The sequence below is a fragment of the Rhizobium sp. BK289 genome, assembly GCF_014193575.1.
Classification (GTDB): Bacteria; Pseudomonadota; Alphaproteobacteria; order Rhizobiales; family Rhizobiaceae; genus Rhizobium; species Rhizobium tropici_C.
In genome coordinates this window covers 1-16899 of sequence record NZ_JACHZO010000031.1, presented here as the reverse complement: position 1 = coordinate 16899, position 16899 = coordinate 1, and the positions used below count along the sequence as shown (strand labels likewise).

Genomic DNA, 16899 nt, shown 5'->3' with positions numbered 1-16899 from the left:
CGACACCGCCAGCTGCCGTGCCGGAAAGGCTGATATCCTCGTGACCGGTAATCGCATCTGCAGTGATGGACGCGCCGCTGACGTCGATGGCACCCCCAGCCTGTATGGTCGGCGCCGCAATGGCGCCATTGACGTTCACCGTCAAATTCCCGGCTTGGCCAAGGACGATATTGCCGCCAGCCGCATTGGTCGCATCGAAGTCGATGCCGGAAACGATGGTCCGAGCCTTCAAGCTCTGGCCGCTGATCAATACGTTGCCGGACGCAAGGATCTGGTCCGTCACGCTGATCGCGCCGCCGAGCAGCATGTTGCCGTGCGCAGTCATAGTATCCGCGTGAACGGTCGAGCCGCTGGCCCCGAGATTGCCGGCCGACAATAGCGTACCGGCGTTGATATTGCCTGACGAGAGAAGGCTCAGATCGCCGCCGCCAGCCAGCACGATATTGCCATTGGCGGCAGCCGTCCTGACGAAATCAACGCCGGAGACGATGGAGCCGGCGCTGATGCTGGAACCGGAGATCGAGACATCTCCACTGCCAAGCACTTGATTGGAAGCATTCACGCCGCCCGCCGTACCGGAAAGGGTGACGTTCTTACGGCCAGTGACCGCATCTGTAATGATAGACGCGCCGCTGACGTCGATAGCGCCAGCCGCCTGCATTGTCGGTACCGCCACAGCACCATTGGCTGTCACCTTCAGGTCGCCGGACTGGCCAAGGACAATATTGCCTCCGGCGGCATTGGTGGCGCTGAAGTCGATGCCAGCGACGAGAGTTTGCGCCGACAAGCTTTGGCCGCTGATCAGCACATTGCCGGAGCCCAGGATCTGGCTGTTGACGCTGACCGCTCCCGCAAGCGTCATGTCGCCATGTGCTGTCACAGCGTTGGCGTCAATGGTTGTTCCTTGAGCGCGGAGACCGCCAGCAGAGAGTAAAGTGCCGGCGTTGATATTGCCGGTCGAAGCAAGTAGCAGATCGCCGCCGCTGGCAAGCACGATGCCGCCGCCCGCTACGGACGTTGAGGCGAAATCAACGCCCGAAACGATTGCGGCGGCCTTAATGCTTGGTCCCGAGATTCTGACATTGCCTCCGCCGAGCACCTGGTTCGTTACAGCGGTGGCGCCTGAAAGCACGATGTCCTTGTGGCCAGTGATCGTGTCGGCGGTGATGGTCTGGCCGGTGGTATTGATCGCGCCGGCTGCAAGCACAGTCCCTGCCTGTATGGCGCCAGCACTGTCGTTGATCGTCAGATCACCGCCACTCGCACTGAGCACGATATTACCGCCATTGGCTTTGGTCGCGGCAAAGTCGACGCCGGAGGCGAGAAGACCGGCGCTGACACCATTGGCGTTGCCATTGATGGTGATATTGCCCGCGCTAAGCAATTGGTTGGCGACATTGACGCCGCCGGCGACGTCGACGCCTCCATGGCTCGTGATGTTATTTGCCTGCAACAGCGAGGCCTGAGCAGTCAGGTCGCCGGCCGACAGCAGCTTATCTACAACGATATTGCCCGTCGTGGCTGTCAAACCGAGCGTGCCGGCCGAGCCGAGAGTAACGCCGCCACCGTTCGCACTCGTGGCCGCAAAGTCAACACCAGCAGCAATCGCACCGGCCTGAATGGCGGTGCCGGAGATCAGGACGTTGCTTGCGGCAAGAACCTGCCCACCGACGTCGACACGACCACTCGCCGTATTGACGGTGAGTGCGCCATGGGACGTGATACCGCTCGATGTCAGCGAAGCTGCAGTTATCGCCAGGTCGCCGGCGGACTGGATACTCCCGGCGGAAACATTGCCGGTTGCGCTAGCATTGAGTGCTCCGGCCGACAGCAGGTTACCCGTTGTGATATTGCCGCCAGTGGCGGTCAAGCCGAGGCTGCCGCCACTACCAAGCACCACATTGCCGCTCGGATTAGCACTCGTAGCGGCGAAATTGATACCGGAGACGATCGTGCCGGCGGATACGGATCGGCCGCTGGCGCTGACATTCCCCTGTGCCTGCACGTTGCCTGCAACAGCAATGTCGAGTCCGGCGTTCAGCGCGATGCTCTGATTGCTCTGCAGCGAGGCGGCCGAGATCGAACCGGCCGTCGCCGTCAGGTTAAGGTCGCCGGTGCTATTGGCCGCACCACCGATCGCGATATCGCCGGAAGTGGCGACAAGCGTCGCTGCACCATTGCCAGCGGTGACGCTGCCGGCGGCAATGCCGCCGCCGGAACTCATCTGAACGGTCGTGCCGCTGTTGACGTCGCCGGAGGCGCTCAAGAGACCGGTGCCGTTCGCAAGCACGATATCGCTATCCGCTGCTAACGATTGCAGGGTAATGCCCTGGTTGGCTCGGACCGAAACCTTCTGCCTTGAGGTCACCTTGGCAGCAGTCACCTTCTGTTTCGAGGTGATGGTGACGCCATCGCGGCCGGAGGCATTGCCGATCGAGATCTTGCCGTCGGCCGACAGCGTCAGTTCGCCGGCATTGGCGGCCATGTCACCGCTCATCTTGACGCCGGCGCCCTTCTCGGTGACGACGACCTTGATGCGGTCGGCCTGCATGGCGCCGAGTGCCGTGCCGTCGATCGCGTATTCCGGCGTGCCTGACGTGGCGGTCAGCGCCGTCGCTTCGCCGGTGGCATAATTGTATTGGCTGGCGCCGCCCGTCAGGCGGATGGTCTTGCCGTAGACCGGCGCATTGACATGGATATTGCGGGCAACGACGTCGAACAGGTCGACGGCGCCGGGGGCGGCCGCGAAGTTTCCGCCTGCCCCTTCGAAGGTGACGTCGCCGCCGTTGACGGTGAAGCCTGACAGGCTGCCGTCGGCGCCGATATTCGGAACACCCGTCGTCAGCGTCGCTCGCGGCGTGTTGATGAAGCCGCAGCCGTTGCAGGTCACGCCGTTCTGGTTCGCGATGATGACGTCAGCCCTGCCGCCGAACACTTCGGTCGGGCCGTTCAGCGCAGAACGATTGCCCGACGTGACTTCGTTTAGGATGACCGAAGCCGGGTTGGAGGCGTTGAGGTTCGGGTTGCCGGGGGTGGCGCCGCCCAAGTTCGACGCGCCCACTTCACCCTTGAAGTTGTTGAGGATAAGCCCTTGTGTGCCGACATTGAAGCTGTCGTACTTGTTATGCGAGAGACCACTGGCGTTCGGTGTGACGATATCGATTAGCGGTACGCCATTCGGGGCGGCTCCGACACCCGGCTGATTAGCGGCAGGTGCCGTGGTGCTTGCCGATACGGACTGGGCATTGGCAATCGCCGGCTGTAAAAACAAGAGCGCGCTAAGTGTGACAGCAAGCGATTGGTGTCCGAGGCGCAACAGCCGCCGAACGACTCTGCTTGCTCCGGTCCGCTCGTTGAACGATTTACTGGAATCCTGCCCTGGATGCTTGCCCACGATACGCTCTCGCCCTTTTGAGGCCAGGCCACGTCCGCGGTTCTCGCCGGAAAATGTAGCCTACTTCTCGCCTCGCCCAGGCCGCGTCATGCGGCACATATTGATCCTTTCTCTTGATGGACTTGGCAGCGAACGTCAATCTTTACACGGATATGGAGAGTAAACTTTGGGGAGTTCGCGTAAGTTTGGTAAAGCCTGTGTGAATTTTACACCAATGACTTTGCTTAATGCGGATAGGAACACGCATAGCGGATATTGGAGTTTGGGTAGATGCAACGGAACAGAAACCCTACATAAGAGCGGTCAGCGCCAGCGGTCCAGCCCCTTGATCGTTTTCCTATGGCATTTGAGGTGATGCTTCATCAGCTTGATGTCATGGAGATAGTCATGCTCCGGCTGAAATTCGCAGTTCGGATCGATGTGGAAGCGGTTGCGAGTAAAACACTCGAACAGATGAATCCCATCCCAGGTGTCGATAACCTGTTAGAGGCTTTTCACCATATGATGTAACGGCGAGCCAGGCTCGTCCGCATCCCTCATCTTATGGAGGCGCAAATGGACGTGCTGGAGCATGTCGGTCCGCATGTAGCTGTTCAAGAGCATGAGCGAGTGGGCCGGGGTTTTCGGAACTGCAACACCCATCTTGTCTTCCGGTGGCAACGCCGTGTCATCCGGGCGGTCGTCATTGTCAGTCATCACGTTTCTTTCGCGGCGGTAGATCAGACCTTACGGCGGGTCGATGGCGGACGCATCACGACACGATGCTCGAGCACGAAACCTGGCTCTTGGTCGCGCAGCACGTTTGACAGACGGGCAAACCGCCCGCAGGCATCACAACGGAACCGGCGATCGCCGGTGTCTGAATCAAAGCCGCGATAGTGCATGCCATCTGTTGCGCCGCAGTTCGGGCATGGAATATCAGGACGGATCTCCATGCCAAGCCGAACCTTTGCGTCCCAATGGCCGCTCGGATCGAGCTGCACGATCCACTCACGCGTTCGTTCGATCCAGCGCTTTACCGTGACGGCCTTCACACCGATAGCCTCGGCTGCCTCGGTGACTGGCCGCTGTTGCGACAGGAGGCAGACGAATAGGCTAAGCTTCCGAAACTTGAGGCCTGACAGCGGTGTCCCAGTGGTGCGGCGAAAATGTATTTCGCACGTTTGACAGCTGAACACGGGTATAACGGGCCTGGGAGGTGACGCACGCGCCTTGAGGACTGTCCCTTCGCCTTGGCAATGCGGACAACGTGGCGGCGCTTCGGACAAAGACAGGATCTCGTCGAACTGGCCCTGCAGCCAGACACTGAAGGCCTTGTCTTCCGTCTCGGGAATGGGCCGATAGTGCCCCGTTCGCGGCAGCATCGGATCGAAGGTGCGTTTCGGGGGCGCAGCGTTGGTCATTACGCCAGCATAACGGCCAGCTATGACGTCGTCTATACCCCCACAAACTCTCGTTTTTGTGTGCGATTTGAATAGCGGGTTTCATGAATGATTATTTTGCTCTTGGAGGACTGAACCATCGACCCTGTTGTTTTCAGCGTAAAGCGGAGCCAATTCCGCTCCGGCCGTACACCAACATTCTTCTCTTCGCGTGACCAGCGACGACGGCGCTCTACGGACGTGATAACCTCAATTGGATGCTTCGTCATATGACCACTCCTAATGTTATCACTAGGAGTGGCAGTCAGCAGCCCTCTATCGCAAGACGGCCTTCACCGTGGGCTTACCCTGGAAGCCCGTCTGGCAGTCGAGACAATCGTCAAACTCTTGGGTCGGCTCCCGGAAGAAGCAGTCTCTATTGCGCCAGATATCCAGATATTTCTGGCCGAGAATGCCTAGCCCGAGGGTAGGCCGCAACACATCTGCGACCAAAACAGGTTGGACAGTTCACTCACTTATGATGCCATCGCATAAAGACGTATCTCAGAAACGCCGGTGCTGCGCGTCTTGAAACGATGCACCAAGTCCGCGAGATTTTCGGTTTCCTGCGTCAGGCTTTGCGCGGCCGCCGTCGTCTGTTCCACCATGGCCGCGTTCTGTTGGGTGACTTTATCCATCTGGTCACCCGCAGCTGAAACTTCTCTCAGGCTTGCCGCCTGTTCACGCGCTGCGACAGCAATCTCTGCAATCGTCGAGCTCATGGCACCTACCTGCTCCACGATGTGGGAAAGCGACGTACCGGATTCCCCGACAAGCTGGACGCCCGTCTTCACCTGATCCGTGGACATGGATATCAGCGACTTGATCTCCCTGGCCGCCGTTGCTGATCTCTGTGCCAACTCGCGCACTTCCTGGGCAACGACGGCAAAACCTTTGCCTGCTTCCCCGGCCCGAGCTGCCTCCACGCCGGCATTCAGAGCCAGCAGGTTGGTCTGAAATGCGATCTCGTCGATGACACCGATAATGTTGCCGATCTGGGATGATGAGTTTTGGATTTCGGTCATTGCCGCGATCGCACGGGCGACAATCGCACCACCATTTTCTGCGTTAGCGCGCGCATTGACCATCGCGCTTTGAGCATGGCTTGCTCCCTCCGCAGTTCCATTGACACCGCGCGTCACATCGCCCAAGGCCGCAACGGTCTCCTCGAGAGAGGCTGCTTGCTGTTCCGTGCGGCGCGCAAGATCGTTGGACGCCGTCGAGATCTCGGCGAGACCGGACTTGATGGTGGCAACCGCGCCGATAACGGAATCGACGGCCTCCTCCAAACTGGATACCGAGTTATTGAAGTGATCCCGGATGCGGGCATAGCGGACATCGACGTCACCGACCCTGGCGGTCAGGTCACCCTTAGACAGGGCATCCAGGCCCAGCGAAATCTGTTGGAACGCGTGCTCCATCACCTGTGCATCGGCAAGCCGCTCGGCCTCTTGGCGAAGCCTGTCTTCTTCGGCTGCGATGCGTGCCCGTTCGGCCGTGGCTTCGGCAATGAGCTTGGCTCGCCCGGTCTCCTGAAAGACCTTCAATGAGCGCGCCATCGCCCCGAGCTCGTGACGTTGTTCGGTACCGCTTATGGTCATCGTGTCATCGCCACGAGCCAGGCGTTCCATCAAGCGTGCCATGCTGCGTACGTTGGAAGAAATCAGCTGCCCGATAAAATAGGCAAGAACGAGACCGATGACGATCAGAACTCCGCTAATCGCAAGCGTAGAGCTACTCGCGGCGGCGACGGTCGCATCAACCGATCCATCGAGCGTCTTTTGCGTGTCCATGACGGACGCTTGCAAATCCTCGAAGCCCTTGGCGATCTTCGGCGCGAGAACATTGAGTTCGTTGTCGCGGATCTTGTTGGTCGCCAGCAGGACATCCCGAACATCGCCAAGGCGGCTTGTATAGTTTTGCATGAGCTGCCCCGCACCCATGACACGCTTGTGCTGCAGTTCATTCTTTGCCGCCTTCGCGGCCACGTCGTTTAACGCCATCGCTTCATTCAAGGCCGACTGCGCCGTATCGTAGGCGGCAAGGTCGCCGGAATGGATGAATCGCTCAGAGAAATAGAGGCTGCGGTTTAAGGCCTCGAGCGTCGCAGCCGTCGCATGCAGCAACGCCACGTCGTTCTGACGCCAGGCGCTCCGCATCACGTCATTGAGCGCGATGCTCGTCCAAGGCCCAAACTCCGTGACTTTGGAAATCAGAGAATCTCGCTTCCCCTGCAGTGTCACGATCCGCTCAAAAGCTCTGCTGTAAGCGCCAACATCCTGGCGAATTGCCGTCATTCCCGCCTGAAGCGTGGCATTGCCGGCAAAGCGCGGATCGTCCTCTGCGAACGACTTGACGCCCGCATGAAAACGATCAATCACATCCTGCGTCGGGCTCGATCGAAAGGCCTCCACTGCCTTTTGAATCTCGCTAAGTTCATCGCTGTAGCGGGAAATGGCAAGGCTTTGTCCCGCAGTCCCGCGATAGGACGTGAAGATCGAGGAAAGTCCATCCATACCGGAAAGGGCGTTGATCGAAAGAAAGCTCATAAGCAAGATTAGTGGTAGGAAACCCGCGGTAATCTGGCCTCGGATGCCAAGTTTATTCCAAAAACGTAACATCGTATTTTCCTCGGTCACTGGGTCTTCGGCAGGTAGCTAGTGATATTTTGTGGGGTCACCAGTTCGAAAGGCACGTTGTTTTCCCGTGACACCTTCTGTCCGCTGGCAAGTTTGACGGCCACATCGACCGCCGCTGCTCCCTGCCCAGAGGCGCTTTGAAGAACAGTGACTGCCAGGTCGCCAGCCTGCATTGCCGCCAAAGCATCGTCGGTTGCATCGATGCCAGCAACAACGACGTTTTTCATCGATATGCCATTGCGCTTCATCGCACGGATTGCGCCGAGCGCCATTTCGTCGTTGTTGGCAATCACAGCATCAAACTTCACACCCGCCGACAGCCACTCCTGCATTTGTTGATCGGCATAGTCACGCGACCAATAGGCGGCCTGCCGTTCGACAATCTGCAGATCCTTGCAGGCGGATGTAGCGATGACGCTATCGATATCCTGCGTGCGGGCGCGCGCCGCCGCGTGGAAGGGTTCACCCATCAACACCACCAGGCGCCCCTTTCCCTTTAGCAGAGAGCAGACTTCTTTCGTCTGTAGCGTTCCTGATTCCTTCTCGTCTGACGCGACAACGGCCTGAGTTTCGGGCAGGTCCGACAGATTGGAAGGCACATTGTTGATGTAGACGAGGGGAATATGGGCGTCCGAGGCAAGTTTCGTCATTTGCGGGCCGAGGTCACCGTCCGAAACGGCAACGATAATCGCGTCGACCTTGTCCGCGATGAACTGTTGAACTTGCTTCTTTTGCAGCTCATTGTCGCCCTTGGCGGTTTGGGTGACCACCTTCAATCCCGAAATCGTCTTTCCATGGGAGACAATGCCGCCGAGCAATGCGGTTCGGAATTTATCGAGATCGGACATGGCCACGCCGATCGTCTGGGCATTTGCAGTCGAGGCTGCTATCGACATGATTATTGCAGCAAGTATGGCCTTGTTCATCATCCCCTCTCAAAAGATGCTCGATGAGAGTGGGACTCGTATATGAATATGGTTAAAGAACTTTTTGTTTTGGTTTTCGATCTTTAATATTCGATAATTATAAAATGAATGCCCGGAGTAACACATTAATTAATGAAGCTGGATAATATATTACATTCCCTGTATTTTCATTGTCGAAAACTACCAGCGGATGCATCTGAATCCTGATATTGATTTTTCGCTTCGAACTGAACTCCCCTCATGCCCAAAGCTCTTTGGCTGCAATAGACGGAAGTAAGATCGGTCGTCTCACCGGTAACAGGATCGACATAACTGCCAATAATTTTGCCAAAATCGACACGTTCTTTTGAGCCGGGCTGCCCTACCGGAACACTTCCAACCCGCTGGCCTGCACCTGCATGTCCATCGACCAGACCTTGAGGGTCGGGATCATCGAGCTCACTTCTACCTGGAGTGTGGTTATTGTGCCCCTCCGACATCCTAACGACGAACACCCGAAATCCGAGAGCATTGAGGCTTCGGGCCTGGATTGAGGCATGCGGAAATCAATTCGATAATGCGAGGGCCGATGTCGATACCGCGCTTGCGATAAATTCCAGGCTCTATGAGAACCAAATCGCTAAGATACAAGACGTTCTGACCCGGCATTCCCGGAGAAGGCAGATGTTGCCTTTGCGGAGCTGTTTCGCGCAAACTGATGTTCGATGGCAGGCTTTTGGGCGGCTCCGCCATCGGCAGTAACCCGAGCTGTGATCAACCCCGCAAATTATTGTAGAAAACTAAGGGGCTTAGGTCATTTCATGGAACTTGGGGAATCCGACATCACTACGCTCTATGAACTGGCTCAGGCCTTGGGAGTGAGCCATGTTGATCTCGTCACGCCCGCCGACGATGTTTAACGGCTAGGCAGTGAGTTAGCGATGGGAAGATAGCCATTTGTTCTGATTTCACGCAATCCCCGTAGGCGGTGGCGCGTTGACCAGCTCCGATACAAATATCGTTAGGGGCACGACGTTTTCATGCTGGCTCGCCGCCTCAAGGGCGTTCATGTACTCGTCTCGTCGTGCCACCGGGATGACCGTCCATGGGACTCCGCTTTCAGCCAGGAGGGCATTCATCATGAAGCGCGCCGTCCTGCCATTTCCATCCGGGAACGGGTGGATATAGGTGAATAGGAACGGGGCAAGGATCGCCTTCACGCGCGCATCGGGTTCGCCCGAAATGCTTTCGAAGAGCGCGTCCATTGCGTCGGCGATCGCGTGCGGTGGCAAGGGGACATGCGATGAACTGCGTAGATAGACGTTATGCGAGCGATAGCCAGCCAATTGATGCGCCTCGATGATGCCCGCGGCCACCGACGGGCTGAACATAGCCCGGAACCAATCCTGGTGCCTTGCCTCGAGCAGCTCACCCGTGGGTGCCCCATCGAGAATCTTCGCAATGTCCTCTCGAACCTCCTCGAATGCCAATCTGTATCCTTTGGCGGCAAGCGCGTTCCTGGTTTCGTTGTCCCGGGCGTCGGCGTCCGGCTCCCACTTGCCGTCCTGCACCCTCCGGATCAGCTCTTCGGAAACTTCATATCCCTCGATCGAAAGCGAATTTAGCGCATCTGGCAAACACTAATATTATGCTTTTGACTCACACTAGTTTTCTGCCTTTCCATCACACTAATTTAGCGCGTCTGAATTACACTATTATTATGTTGCAGAGTCCAGCTCCTCAGCCGAAACCCGTCAGGAGAAGCCCGGCGACCTCAATCTATTTTTCTCCAATGCGAGAAAGATCGATCCTGATACCGGCGTCTTGCACCTTCGATTGAGCAGACACGGCTGGCTCGACAGATTGGTCTGCTGTTATCGGCGCGTTGCGCTCGACGGCACTGCCGGGCTGCTCGGCTACACCAAATGGCGCAGTGTGAGTAGCCGGCAGAAACGCGAAGCTTTCATTTTGCGTAGCGTTGGAGCCGGTTGCGACGATGGACCCGGCTGCATGCATCATCTCTCTGCCTTGAAAGTGCGGCCGAGATCCGGCCCGCTGCCAAAGTAACGTCAAAACACGTAAAACAGCGGGCTCCATCTGCTGGTATCGATATGGTTGGTGCCGGCGACAACGATATCCTTGTGCGCGTGGACGCGAAGGACCTTCGCTTCGACGATGGAGAAGGCTTCGGGACGCTCCAGAGGCCATTCCTCAGCGGAGGATGGGCCGCCACCACCTCCGCCTCGAACTGGATCGGACATTCTGCGATGCGCATAGGCCGCACAAGATCGGCTGCCTGCGGCGTGAGGCCAGCCGCATCGAATTTATCAGCCTCGAAACGATAGCCGATCTTTTCCTTGTGGGGAGGAATGGGATTGCGGCCTGTCGTTGCCGCGATCGCGTCGACTTTCGGCCACAGCTCGGGCGACGGGAAATTCAGCACCAGCTGGCGCTCGCGCAGGAGATTTTCCTGACCCTTGCTGGTCGATGTCAGGCCCAGAACGACCCGATCATATAAGGCCAAACCGAGGACATCGGCGAGATATTCGTCGTGCCGTCAGGATTGAGGCTTGTAATCAGCACGATGGGAGTGCCGACATAAAGCACGCTGGGCTGGATTTCGATATGCTCGCGATCGCTCGCAGCTACCTTGAATTCGGCTGTTTTCGTCAACATTGCAAACTCTCCTTTGAGAGTTTCAGTGTAGCCGACATGACGCCTAAATTAGTTCGGCCGTGGCCGAACTATTGCCCCAGAGCCGACGAGCCAACCCTCATTCACTCAGGCGATCCACTGGCGGCGCCGATCCGCTTCTCTTCGCCTGGTTTCTGCGCCGAGGGAGCCCGGCAGCCGAGCAAACTCTGCTAAACGGCGAGCAAAGATTTTGAACGGCTAACTTATTCGTGCTCACCCGCGGCGAGCGGCGGCGCCACGACCACCGTATCCTCGGCCATAAGCATGCGCCCGTCCTGCGCCCGCAATTCCAGCCGCCGCACAGGCATATGCGTTGCCCTGTCGACCAGCATCACATGAGGCTCATCCGGCTGGAAGAAGAAATCCTCGCCCCATTGGCGAAGTGCCACCAGCAGCGGAAACAAGCCCTGCCCCTTCTGCGTCAGCACATATTCCTGATAGGGGGTGCCATCGGAAGCCGGCACGGTATCCATGATGCCATGGGCGACGAGATTGCGCAGCCGAGCCGAGAGGATGTTCTTGGCAAGGCCGAGGCTCTTCTGAAATTCGCCGAACCGGCGCAGACCATCGAAGGCATCGCGGATGATCAAGAGCGACCACCAGTCGCCGATCGCATCCAGCGGCCGCGCTATCCCGCAGAGGGAATCTTTGTGGCTTACTCTCTTGGCCATCTGATCTTTCCTCACTTGCTTCCGCATCTGTGCCGATGCTGCCTCAAGAACGCAGGCAAACAGCTGCAACATTTAGCTCAACATATCGGTTGCAAACTAAAACCACAAGAGATATTAAGATAGCGGTTTCAAATTAAAACCACACCAGGAGAGCAACCGTGATTCCTTCCGATGCGACCTTCGCCGGCACATACCCCTTCGCGCCGCATTTCACCAAAGCACCCGGCTTCCGCATGCATTATGGCGACGAAGGGCCTGGCGACGGCGAGATGATCCTCTGCCTGCATGGCGAGCCGACCTGGGGCTATCTGTTTCGCCATCTGATCTCGACGCTGAGCCGCACGTATCGCGTCGTCGTTCCCGATCATATGGGCTTCGGCAAGAGCGAAACGCCTGCCGGCCGCAGCTATTGGCTGCAGGATCACATCGCCAATCTTGAGGCTTTCGTGCTTGCGCTCGGCCTCACCGACATCACCCTCGTCATGCATGATTTCGGCGGACCGGTCGGGATGGGCTTCGCCGCCCGCCATCCCGAGCGCATCCGCCGCATCATCTCGGCAAACGGGCCGACATCCTTCGGCCAACCGGATGCTGTCGATCGGGCGGTAGCGAACGCCGCTCGATCACCCTGGTTTCAATGGATCATCAAGGCCGAAGCCGACGGCACGCTCGAACCGGTGCTCAACAATCTCGGCTTCAACATTCTCAGCACGCTCAAGCTCAACGGCTTCGGGAACAACGCCGTTATCACCGACACCTGGATCGATGCCTATGGCGCACCCTTCGCAACGGAAGCCGATTGCCTCGGCGCGCTCGGCTGGGCCAAGGGCTTTGCGATCGGCGCGCATGAATTCGAAACGCCCGATCCGGCAGCCGAGCGCATCATCCGCAGCAAGCCGGCACTCGCCATCTGGGGCGAGGCGGATCGAACGCTGCATGCCGAATATTTCCTGCCGCTCTTCTCCGCCCTATTCCCATCAGCTCCCATCGAGCGCCTCCCAGGCGTCGGCCATTACTGCTTCGAAGATGCCCCGCAAATTATCTCGAACCTGATCGTGGACTTCCTGCGGCGAACCTGAACCCCGCGGTTCAAGATCGAATTCAAAGCAAAGCGCAGGAGCGGGGAGACCTTCCCGCGTCTGGTGATCAAGACATAGCTCCACGCCTACCGCCCCTCGCCTTATGGCGCTTCGACAAGCCATCGAAACCCGGCGAACGATAGCCGATATCGACTGACTCGATGCACCATTCAATTGACATTCCCAACGGCTGTGACACCGTTCCGGCTGGTTGCTGACCCAGCGTTTCGAGGAAAAATGACAAAGAGATCGCAAGCCGTTATCACCACAGCTGAAGAACGCCCGCGCGACGGATGGAATGACCCCGTCCACGGCTCCATCTCTTGGCACACGCTCCTGAGCAGCGACATCACCCCCACCGACAGCATGAGCGCCGGCATCGCCGACCTTGCGCCCGGCGGCGAACTCAAACCGCATCGCCACGACCCATCGGAAATCTACTTCATCTTCGAGGGAACCGGTATCGTCCGGATCGACGGCCAGGAAACGACGGTCAAACCAGGCACGACCGTCTTCATCCCCAGCAACGCCGAACACGGCATCCGCAATGAATCATCCGCTAATTTGAAGTTCTTTTACGTGTTTCCGACCGGGTCTTTTGGCGAGGTGGTCTATCGGTTTCCCGAGGGTTAAGGCTCCCCCTGCTCCCAATTGCGCCGATTCCCATTCCAGAAGTACAAGGGATCCTCAACAGGACGTGGCGTGACACTGCAAATGATGTTGGACTTTGTCCGGTCTGGTTTCGCCTGCCGAGCGCCTGAAGTTTCTCGATGCAGTCATCTTCAATGTGCTGATCTGCAATTCGGACTCCCCCGCCAAGAACTACTCAGTTCTGATCGTGCTGACGGATCCGCAAAGATGGGCCCGCCGGCACAGCGAGCACGGCGGACGAGGACTCAGTCCCGAAGAGTCGCGTCGACACGGACGGGCACTGGGATCTTTGCAATCAGCCGCGCGCGAATTCTATAAGCGGAGCGATATCACGATTATCTGCGGCGCGTAGCGCTGCGATGTAGCGGGCTCGCAATTCGCCAACATTGGTCAGACTGCCGCCACCCCAACTGAAAAGCGAGCCGCCAAGGCGCTCGATTAGGAGGTCGGCCGCCAGCCGCGCGTGGCGACCGTTTCCGTTCGGGAACGGATGGATGGCGACGAGGCGATGATGAAATCTGACCGCTATTTCATCGGGGGGAAATGTCTCATGCTCAATCCAATATCGAACGTCATTCAATAGGCTCGCGAGCTCAGTTCCGACGCGATAAGCTTGAATGCCAATATTGCGTTACGTGGCTCGGAACGTGCCGGCGCACTGCCAGACGTCACCGAACATCCGCTTATGAAGCATCCGCATGAAATCTTCGCTTAGCATCCGCTCGAGCGGCAAGCGCCGCCGGCCAAGCGCCCAAGCCGCACCATCGACGATATTTTCCTCCTCCGCCTTGTTGAGGTCGCGTCGGTGAGTGATCCACGTCTGAAGCAAGCCCTCTCGCTCCTGCGGCTCGAGCGGTCTAGCGTCTTCAGGTTCCTGAAAGAGATCTGTCACGCCTCGTTCCAGAGGTCACGTTCAGCGAGCTTGTTGCGGATATATGCCTGAACACGAGATTCGAAATCCGCGTTATCCGTACCTTGAGCTTCCAAACGCATCGTGTGGGCGACACGCTGGAGTTCACGTATCGCGATCTTGCGCGCCCGCGCCTAGACAACGGTCTCAAGCGAAGTGTTGGGGACAAGAGCATAGACGAGCGTGCAATCTAATGCCTCAGCGGCACGACGCAACGTATTGAGCTGGATTGTTCCAGCTGCTTCGGATTTTTCGATTGATTCAACTGTCTGCGGCCGGATTCCTATGCGTGCGCCGAGCTGCGCACCCGTCATGCCAAGGGCATCGCGAAGGGCTCGTATCCAACCCTTCGGCGGCGTCTTGAACCCGTCAATTGGCTGTAGCGCCCGAAGTCTTTCATCGAGCCGCTGCCGAGCCCTTTTTCGAGTATCACTTTTCATCTTTCAGCCTACAAACTGATCCTTGTTTTCATATATCAGCTTGAAGGCTGATATATAATGATCCAAAAACGCCGAACTCTTGAGAATCCCAGGCATGAGCGGCCGTGATTGGCGAACCATCGCACGCGCAATGGGGCGTGAGCTTACGACGAACCGCAAACCGAAAAGTAAGAACGGATAAAAGGTAGTGTCGGCCCTATGGCCTGACGATCGGAGTCCGGAAAACACTCTTGCCGAGTTTGCCACTATGCTTTCCTCTTGGATTTCGTAATCTCTCAATCGTGCCGCATATAGCTCTTCTTTCCTTCATGGGTAATGCAGAAGCGGCCGCCGCGAGGGCCGGTGCAATATTTGCCGCTGTCGCAGGAACAGTCGCCGGTCTCCGTCGGCGCCATTTCGGTCGAGCCTGATCCCAGCAAGCCTGCGGCCATCCCGAGGCCTCCGGTATAGGCTGGGCAGGATTTCTTGCTGCCACTGACAGATCCGTCATTGCAGACGAAAGTATTGCCTTGGCAATGGTTGATGCCGCCCTTATGACCGCTGCAGGGCGTATTTTGTGCCTGTGCAGTGAATGGGGCCAGCAAAAATGCTGCAGCCAGGACGATTGTCGATTTGCCCATTGCTCCTCCGCGGCGGCGAGCGCTTTGAAAACTTCAATGGTTTCCAAACCCTCCAAGCGATGTCAGATCAGGAAGCTGATAGGACGGATTTAACATGTGCGACTCAGTAAGTTAAAAAAACTCGATTCCTTTAACATATGCGCAACACGCTAAATCCGCATCCCTGATCGCCAATGCGTGGCAATGCAAGATCTGAGTTGAATTCCAAGAAAGAGATTCGCCGAGCGGCGCCTTCAGCGTGGTCCTGTGATCAATTGTGATCGCAAACAGGCAAACCCGTTACGGCTATCGCAAGCATAAACATCGTAAATATATGATAATACATACTTTTATTGCGGAGAGGGTGGGACTCTCCGCCAATTAAGCCCGCGATACCCGCATCTCAAGGATCTCATTTTTCGACGTCGTGATGAAGCCCGGAACTTCCCGATCGGGGTGATTTTGGAGCGTGTCTGCGCGCACTTCCCGATCGGTAAGGATCGCGTTGATCTACGAGAAATCTTCCTGTACGGTAAGCCATCTCAGGAGATGTTCGATGTTCAGATCCGCACGCGATTTCGGCGCCGCCGTCCGGGAGAAACGCAAGGCGCTTGGTTGGACGCAGACAGAGCTTGCCGCTCGGTCCGGCACGGGTGAGCGCTTCATCGTCGAGCTTGAATCCGGCAAGCCAAGCTGCCAGCTTGAAAAGTCGTTGATCGTAGCACGCACTGTCGGCATCGAGATCGGCGATCTCAGGACGGCCCAAGCCGCGTCGACCTCGCCTGACGATGACCTGGACTTCCTACCGACCTTCGGTGACGGTCGATGACGACGATCTTCTACGAAGCCATCCCTGTCGGCCACCTGACCTTCGATGGCGATTGGCGGCTGGACTATGACCCGAGCTGGGAAGCGCGCTGCTCGGCCTTTCCGACATCGCTGACCATGCCGCTCCGTTCGGGCCCCGTCGCTGCCGACAGGCTCATGCCCTGGCTCGCCAATCTGCTCCCGGAAACGCACCTCGCCGAAATCGGCCAGCGGCAACAGCCCGGAGACGTTCATCGCGAAAGGAGACCATGTCTTGTTGCGCCAGGCCGATCAGCGTTCGATGGGAAATATCGTGACGCCGCAGGACATCAATGCGCTGGCTTTCCTGAGTAAAGCCGCGCTTCGTTGGCAAAACCTCTTGCTGGTAGCGCTTCAAGAGCTGACCGAGCGTCATGGTCTCGAGGATCTTCGTGTCCGGCGCGATACCGAAGCGGTCGACCTGAGTCTCTAGATCGCGTGCCCACTTCTCGGCGTCGGCCTTGCTGTCGAAGCTTTTTGCTCGGGGCTTCATTCCGCGACGACGCACCTGCATTTGCCAACGTCCCCTAACACTACTTTGGCAGATTAACCGGCCATTTACGATGATGGGCCATCTTGGGCACTTTCACAGGGGTGCGCGAGATGTCGGAACTGGATGTTGCGCTGGCGGATTGGCTGAAGCCGTTCGT

At 57.7% G+C, this 16899-nt stretch carries 15 protein-coding genes and 4 pseudogenes; 5 read left to right on the top strand and 14 right to left on the bottom strand.

The window, feature by feature from the left end; translation table 11 throughout:
• From FHT84_RS30910 to FHT84_RS30870, 10 genes are all read right to left on the bottom strand, one after another.
• On the bottom strand, positions 1-3394 hold a 3394-nt coding region (locus FHT84_RS30910; RefSeq protein WP_348647389.1), incomplete at its 3' end, for a filamentous hemagglutinin N-terminal domain-containing protein.
• Between the two features lie 483 nt (positions 3395-3877).
• Positions 3878-4090: a hypothetical protein gene (locus FHT84_RS30905; RefSeq protein ID WP_183765789.1), complete on the bottom strand. Its 213-nt coding sequence runs from the start codon at positions 4088-4090 to the stop codon at positions 3878-3880.
• Between the two features lie 23 nt (positions 4091-4113).
• Positions 4114-4797 carry a DUF746 domain-containing protein gene (locus FHT84_RS30900; RefSeq protein ID WP_183765792.1) on the bottom strand — a complete coding sequence of 228 codons (684 nt, stop codon included), beginning with the start codon at positions 4795-4797 and terminating at the stop codon, positions 4114-4116.
• A gap of 494 nt (positions 4798-5291) precedes the next feature.
• Positions 5292-7436 carry a methyl-accepting chemotaxis protein gene (locus tag FHT84_RS30895; protein ID WP_113250852.1) on the bottom strand — a complete coding sequence of 715 codons (2145 nt, stop codon included), beginning with the start codon at positions 7434-7436 and terminating at the stop codon, positions 5292-5294.
• Positions 7437-7450: 14 nt separating this feature from the next.
• Positions 7451-8380, bottom strand: a complete 930-nt coding sequence (locus FHT84_RS30890; protein ID WP_183765817.1) for a substrate-binding domain-containing protein — start codon at positions 8378-8380, stop codon at positions 7451-7453.
• Between the two features lie 167 nt (positions 8381-8547).
• Positions 8548-8859, bottom strand: coding sequence for a polymorphic toxin type 50 domain-containing protein (locus tag FHT84_RS30885; protein ID WP_183765794.1), 312 nt, complete (start codon positions 8857-8859; stop codon positions 8548-8550).
• 468 nt (positions 8860-9327) lie between these two features.
• Entirely contained in the window at positions 9328-9930 is a 603-nt protein-coding gene (locus FHT84_RS31640) for a Fic family protein (RefSeq protein WP_285166669.1), read from the bottom strand.
• A 498-nt stretch (positions 9931-10428) separates the two neighbouring features.
• Positions 10429-10620 carry a hypothetical protein gene (locus FHT84_RS31635; protein ID WP_246698680.1) on the bottom strand — a complete coding sequence of 64 codons (192 nt, stop codon included), beginning with the start codon at positions 10618-10620 and terminating at the stop codon, positions 10429-10431.
• Positions 10621-10849: 229 nt separating this feature from the next.
• The gene (locus tag FHT84_RS31630; protein ID WP_246698681.1) at positions 10850-11035 is read right to left on the bottom strand and encodes a hypothetical protein; all 186 of its coding nucleotides are present in this window, start codon (positions 11033-11035) and stop codon (positions 10850-10852) included.
• 221 nt (positions 11036-11256) lie between these two features.
• Positions 11257-11724 carry a helix-turn-helix domain-containing protein gene (locus tag FHT84_RS30870; RefSeq protein WP_183765797.1) on the bottom strand — a complete coding sequence of 156 codons (468 nt, stop codon included), beginning with the start codon at positions 11722-11724 and terminating at the stop codon, positions 11257-11259.
• Positions 11725-11882: 158 nt separating this feature from the next.
• On the opposite strand from FHT84_RS30870, the gene FHT84_RS30865 reads away from it, so the two are divergent.
• The 3 genes from FHT84_RS30865 to FHT84_RS31625 all read left to right on the top strand — a co-directional run bounded on the left by FHT84_RS30865 (position 11883) and on the right by FHT84_RS31625 (position 13806).
• On the top strand, positions 11883-12803 hold the full coding sequence (locus FHT84_RS30865; protein WP_183765800.1) for an alpha/beta fold hydrolase: 921 nt from the start codon (positions 11883-11885) through the stop codon (positions 12801-12803).
• A gap of 237 nt (positions 12804-13040) precedes the next feature.
• Complete coding sequence (locus FHT84_RS30860) at positions 13041-13436, top strand: cupin domain-containing protein (RefSeq protein WP_169646293.1); 396 nt, start codon at positions 13041-13043, stop codon at positions 13434-13436.
• 94 nt (positions 13437-13530) lie between these two features.
• A complete protein-coding gene (locus FHT84_RS31625; RefSeq protein ID WP_245430227.1) occupies positions 13531-13806 on the top strand; it encodes a hypothetical protein in 276 nt (91 codons plus the stop codon).
• On the opposite strand, the pseudogene FHT84_RS31305 reads toward FHT84_RS31625, so the two are convergent.
• From FHT84_RS31305 to FHT84_RS30835, 3 genes and pseudogenes are all read right to left on the bottom strand, one after another.
• Positions 13750-14346: pseudogene (locus FHT84_RS31305) on the bottom strand (mobile mystery protein B). The gene FHT84_RS31625 and the pseudogene FHT84_RS31305 sit on opposite strands and share 57 nt — an antisense overlap.
• A pseudogene (locus FHT84_RS30840) lies at positions 14343-14804 on the bottom strand (mobile mystery protein A). Before FHT84_RS30840 ends, FHT84_RS31305 begins: the two co-directional pseudogenes overlap by 4 nt.
• Positions 14805-15079: 275 nt before the next feature.
• Positions 15080-15424 (bottom strand): hypothetical protein, encoded by a 345-nt coding sequence (locus tag FHT84_RS30835; RefSeq protein WP_183765806.1) that lies wholly within the window; start codon positions 15422-15424, stop codon positions 15080-15082.
• 535 nt (positions 15425-15959) lie between these two features.
• On the opposite strand from FHT84_RS30835, the gene FHT84_RS30830 reads away from it, so the two are divergent.
• Positions 15960-16232: a helix-turn-helix transcriptional regulator gene (locus FHT84_RS30830; protein WP_183765809.1), complete on the top strand. Its 273-nt coding sequence runs from the start codon at positions 15960-15962 to the stop codon at positions 16230-16232.
• Positions 16229-16390, top strand: a pseudogene (locus FHT84_RS31620) (HipA N-terminal domain-containing protein); the annotation flags it as partial. The gene FHT84_RS30830 and the pseudogene FHT84_RS31620, both read left to right, overlap by 4 nt.
• Positions 16391-16442: 52 nt before the next feature.
• Here FHT84_RS31620 and FHT84_RS31615 read toward each other — a convergent pair.
• A pseudogene (locus tag FHT84_RS31615) lies at positions 16443-16763 on the bottom strand (site-specific integrase); the annotation flags it as partial.
• Between the last annotated feature and the right edge of the window lie 136 nt (positions 16764-16899).

Bases quoted from the DNA above. Each gene is read 5' to 3' on its own strand.
- FHT84_RS30905 (WP_183765789.1), bottom strand. From the start codon at position 4,090: ATGACTGACAATGACGACCGCCCGGATGACACGGCGTTGCCACCGGAA.
- FHT84_RS30900 (WP_183765792.1), bottom strand. From the start codon at position 4,797: ATGACCAACGCTGCGCCCCCGAAACGCACCTTCGATCCGATGCTGCCG.
- FHT84_RS30895 (WP_113250852.1), bottom strand. From the start codon at position 7,436: ATGTTACGTTTTTGGAATAAACTTGGCATCCGAGGCCAGATTACCGCG.
- FHT84_RS30890 (WP_183765817.1), bottom strand. From the start codon at position 8,380: ATGAACAAGGCCATACTTGCTGCAATAATCATGTCGATAGCAGCCTCG.
- FHT84_RS30885 (WP_183765794.1), bottom strand. From the start codon at position 8,859: ATGTCGGAGGGGCACAATAACCACACTCCAGGTAGAAGTGAGCTCGAT.
- FHT84_RS31635 (WP_246698680.1), bottom strand. From the start codon at position 10,620: ATGTCCGATCCAGTTCGAGGCGGAGGTGGTGGCGGCCCATCCTCCGCT.
- FHT84_RS31630 (WP_246698681.1), bottom strand. From the start codon at position 11,035: ATGTTGACGAAAACAGCCGAATTCAAGGTAGCTGCGAGCGATCGCGAG.
- FHT84_RS30870 (WP_183765797.1), bottom strand. From the start codon at position 11,724: ATGGCCAAGAGAGTAAGCCACAAAGATTCCCTCTGCGGGATAGCGCGG.
- FHT84_RS30860 (WP_169646293.1), top strand. From the start codon at position 13,041: ATGACAAAGAGATCGCAAGCCGTTATCACCACAGCTGAAGAACGCCCG.
- FHT84_RS30835 (WP_183765806.1), bottom strand. From the start codon at position 15,424: ATGGGCAAATCGACAATCGTCCTGGCTGCAGCATTTTTGCTGGCCCCA.
- FHT84_RS30830 (WP_183765809.1), top strand. From the start codon at position 15,960: ATGTTCAGATCCGCACGCGATTTCGGCGCCGCCGTCCGGGAGAAACGC.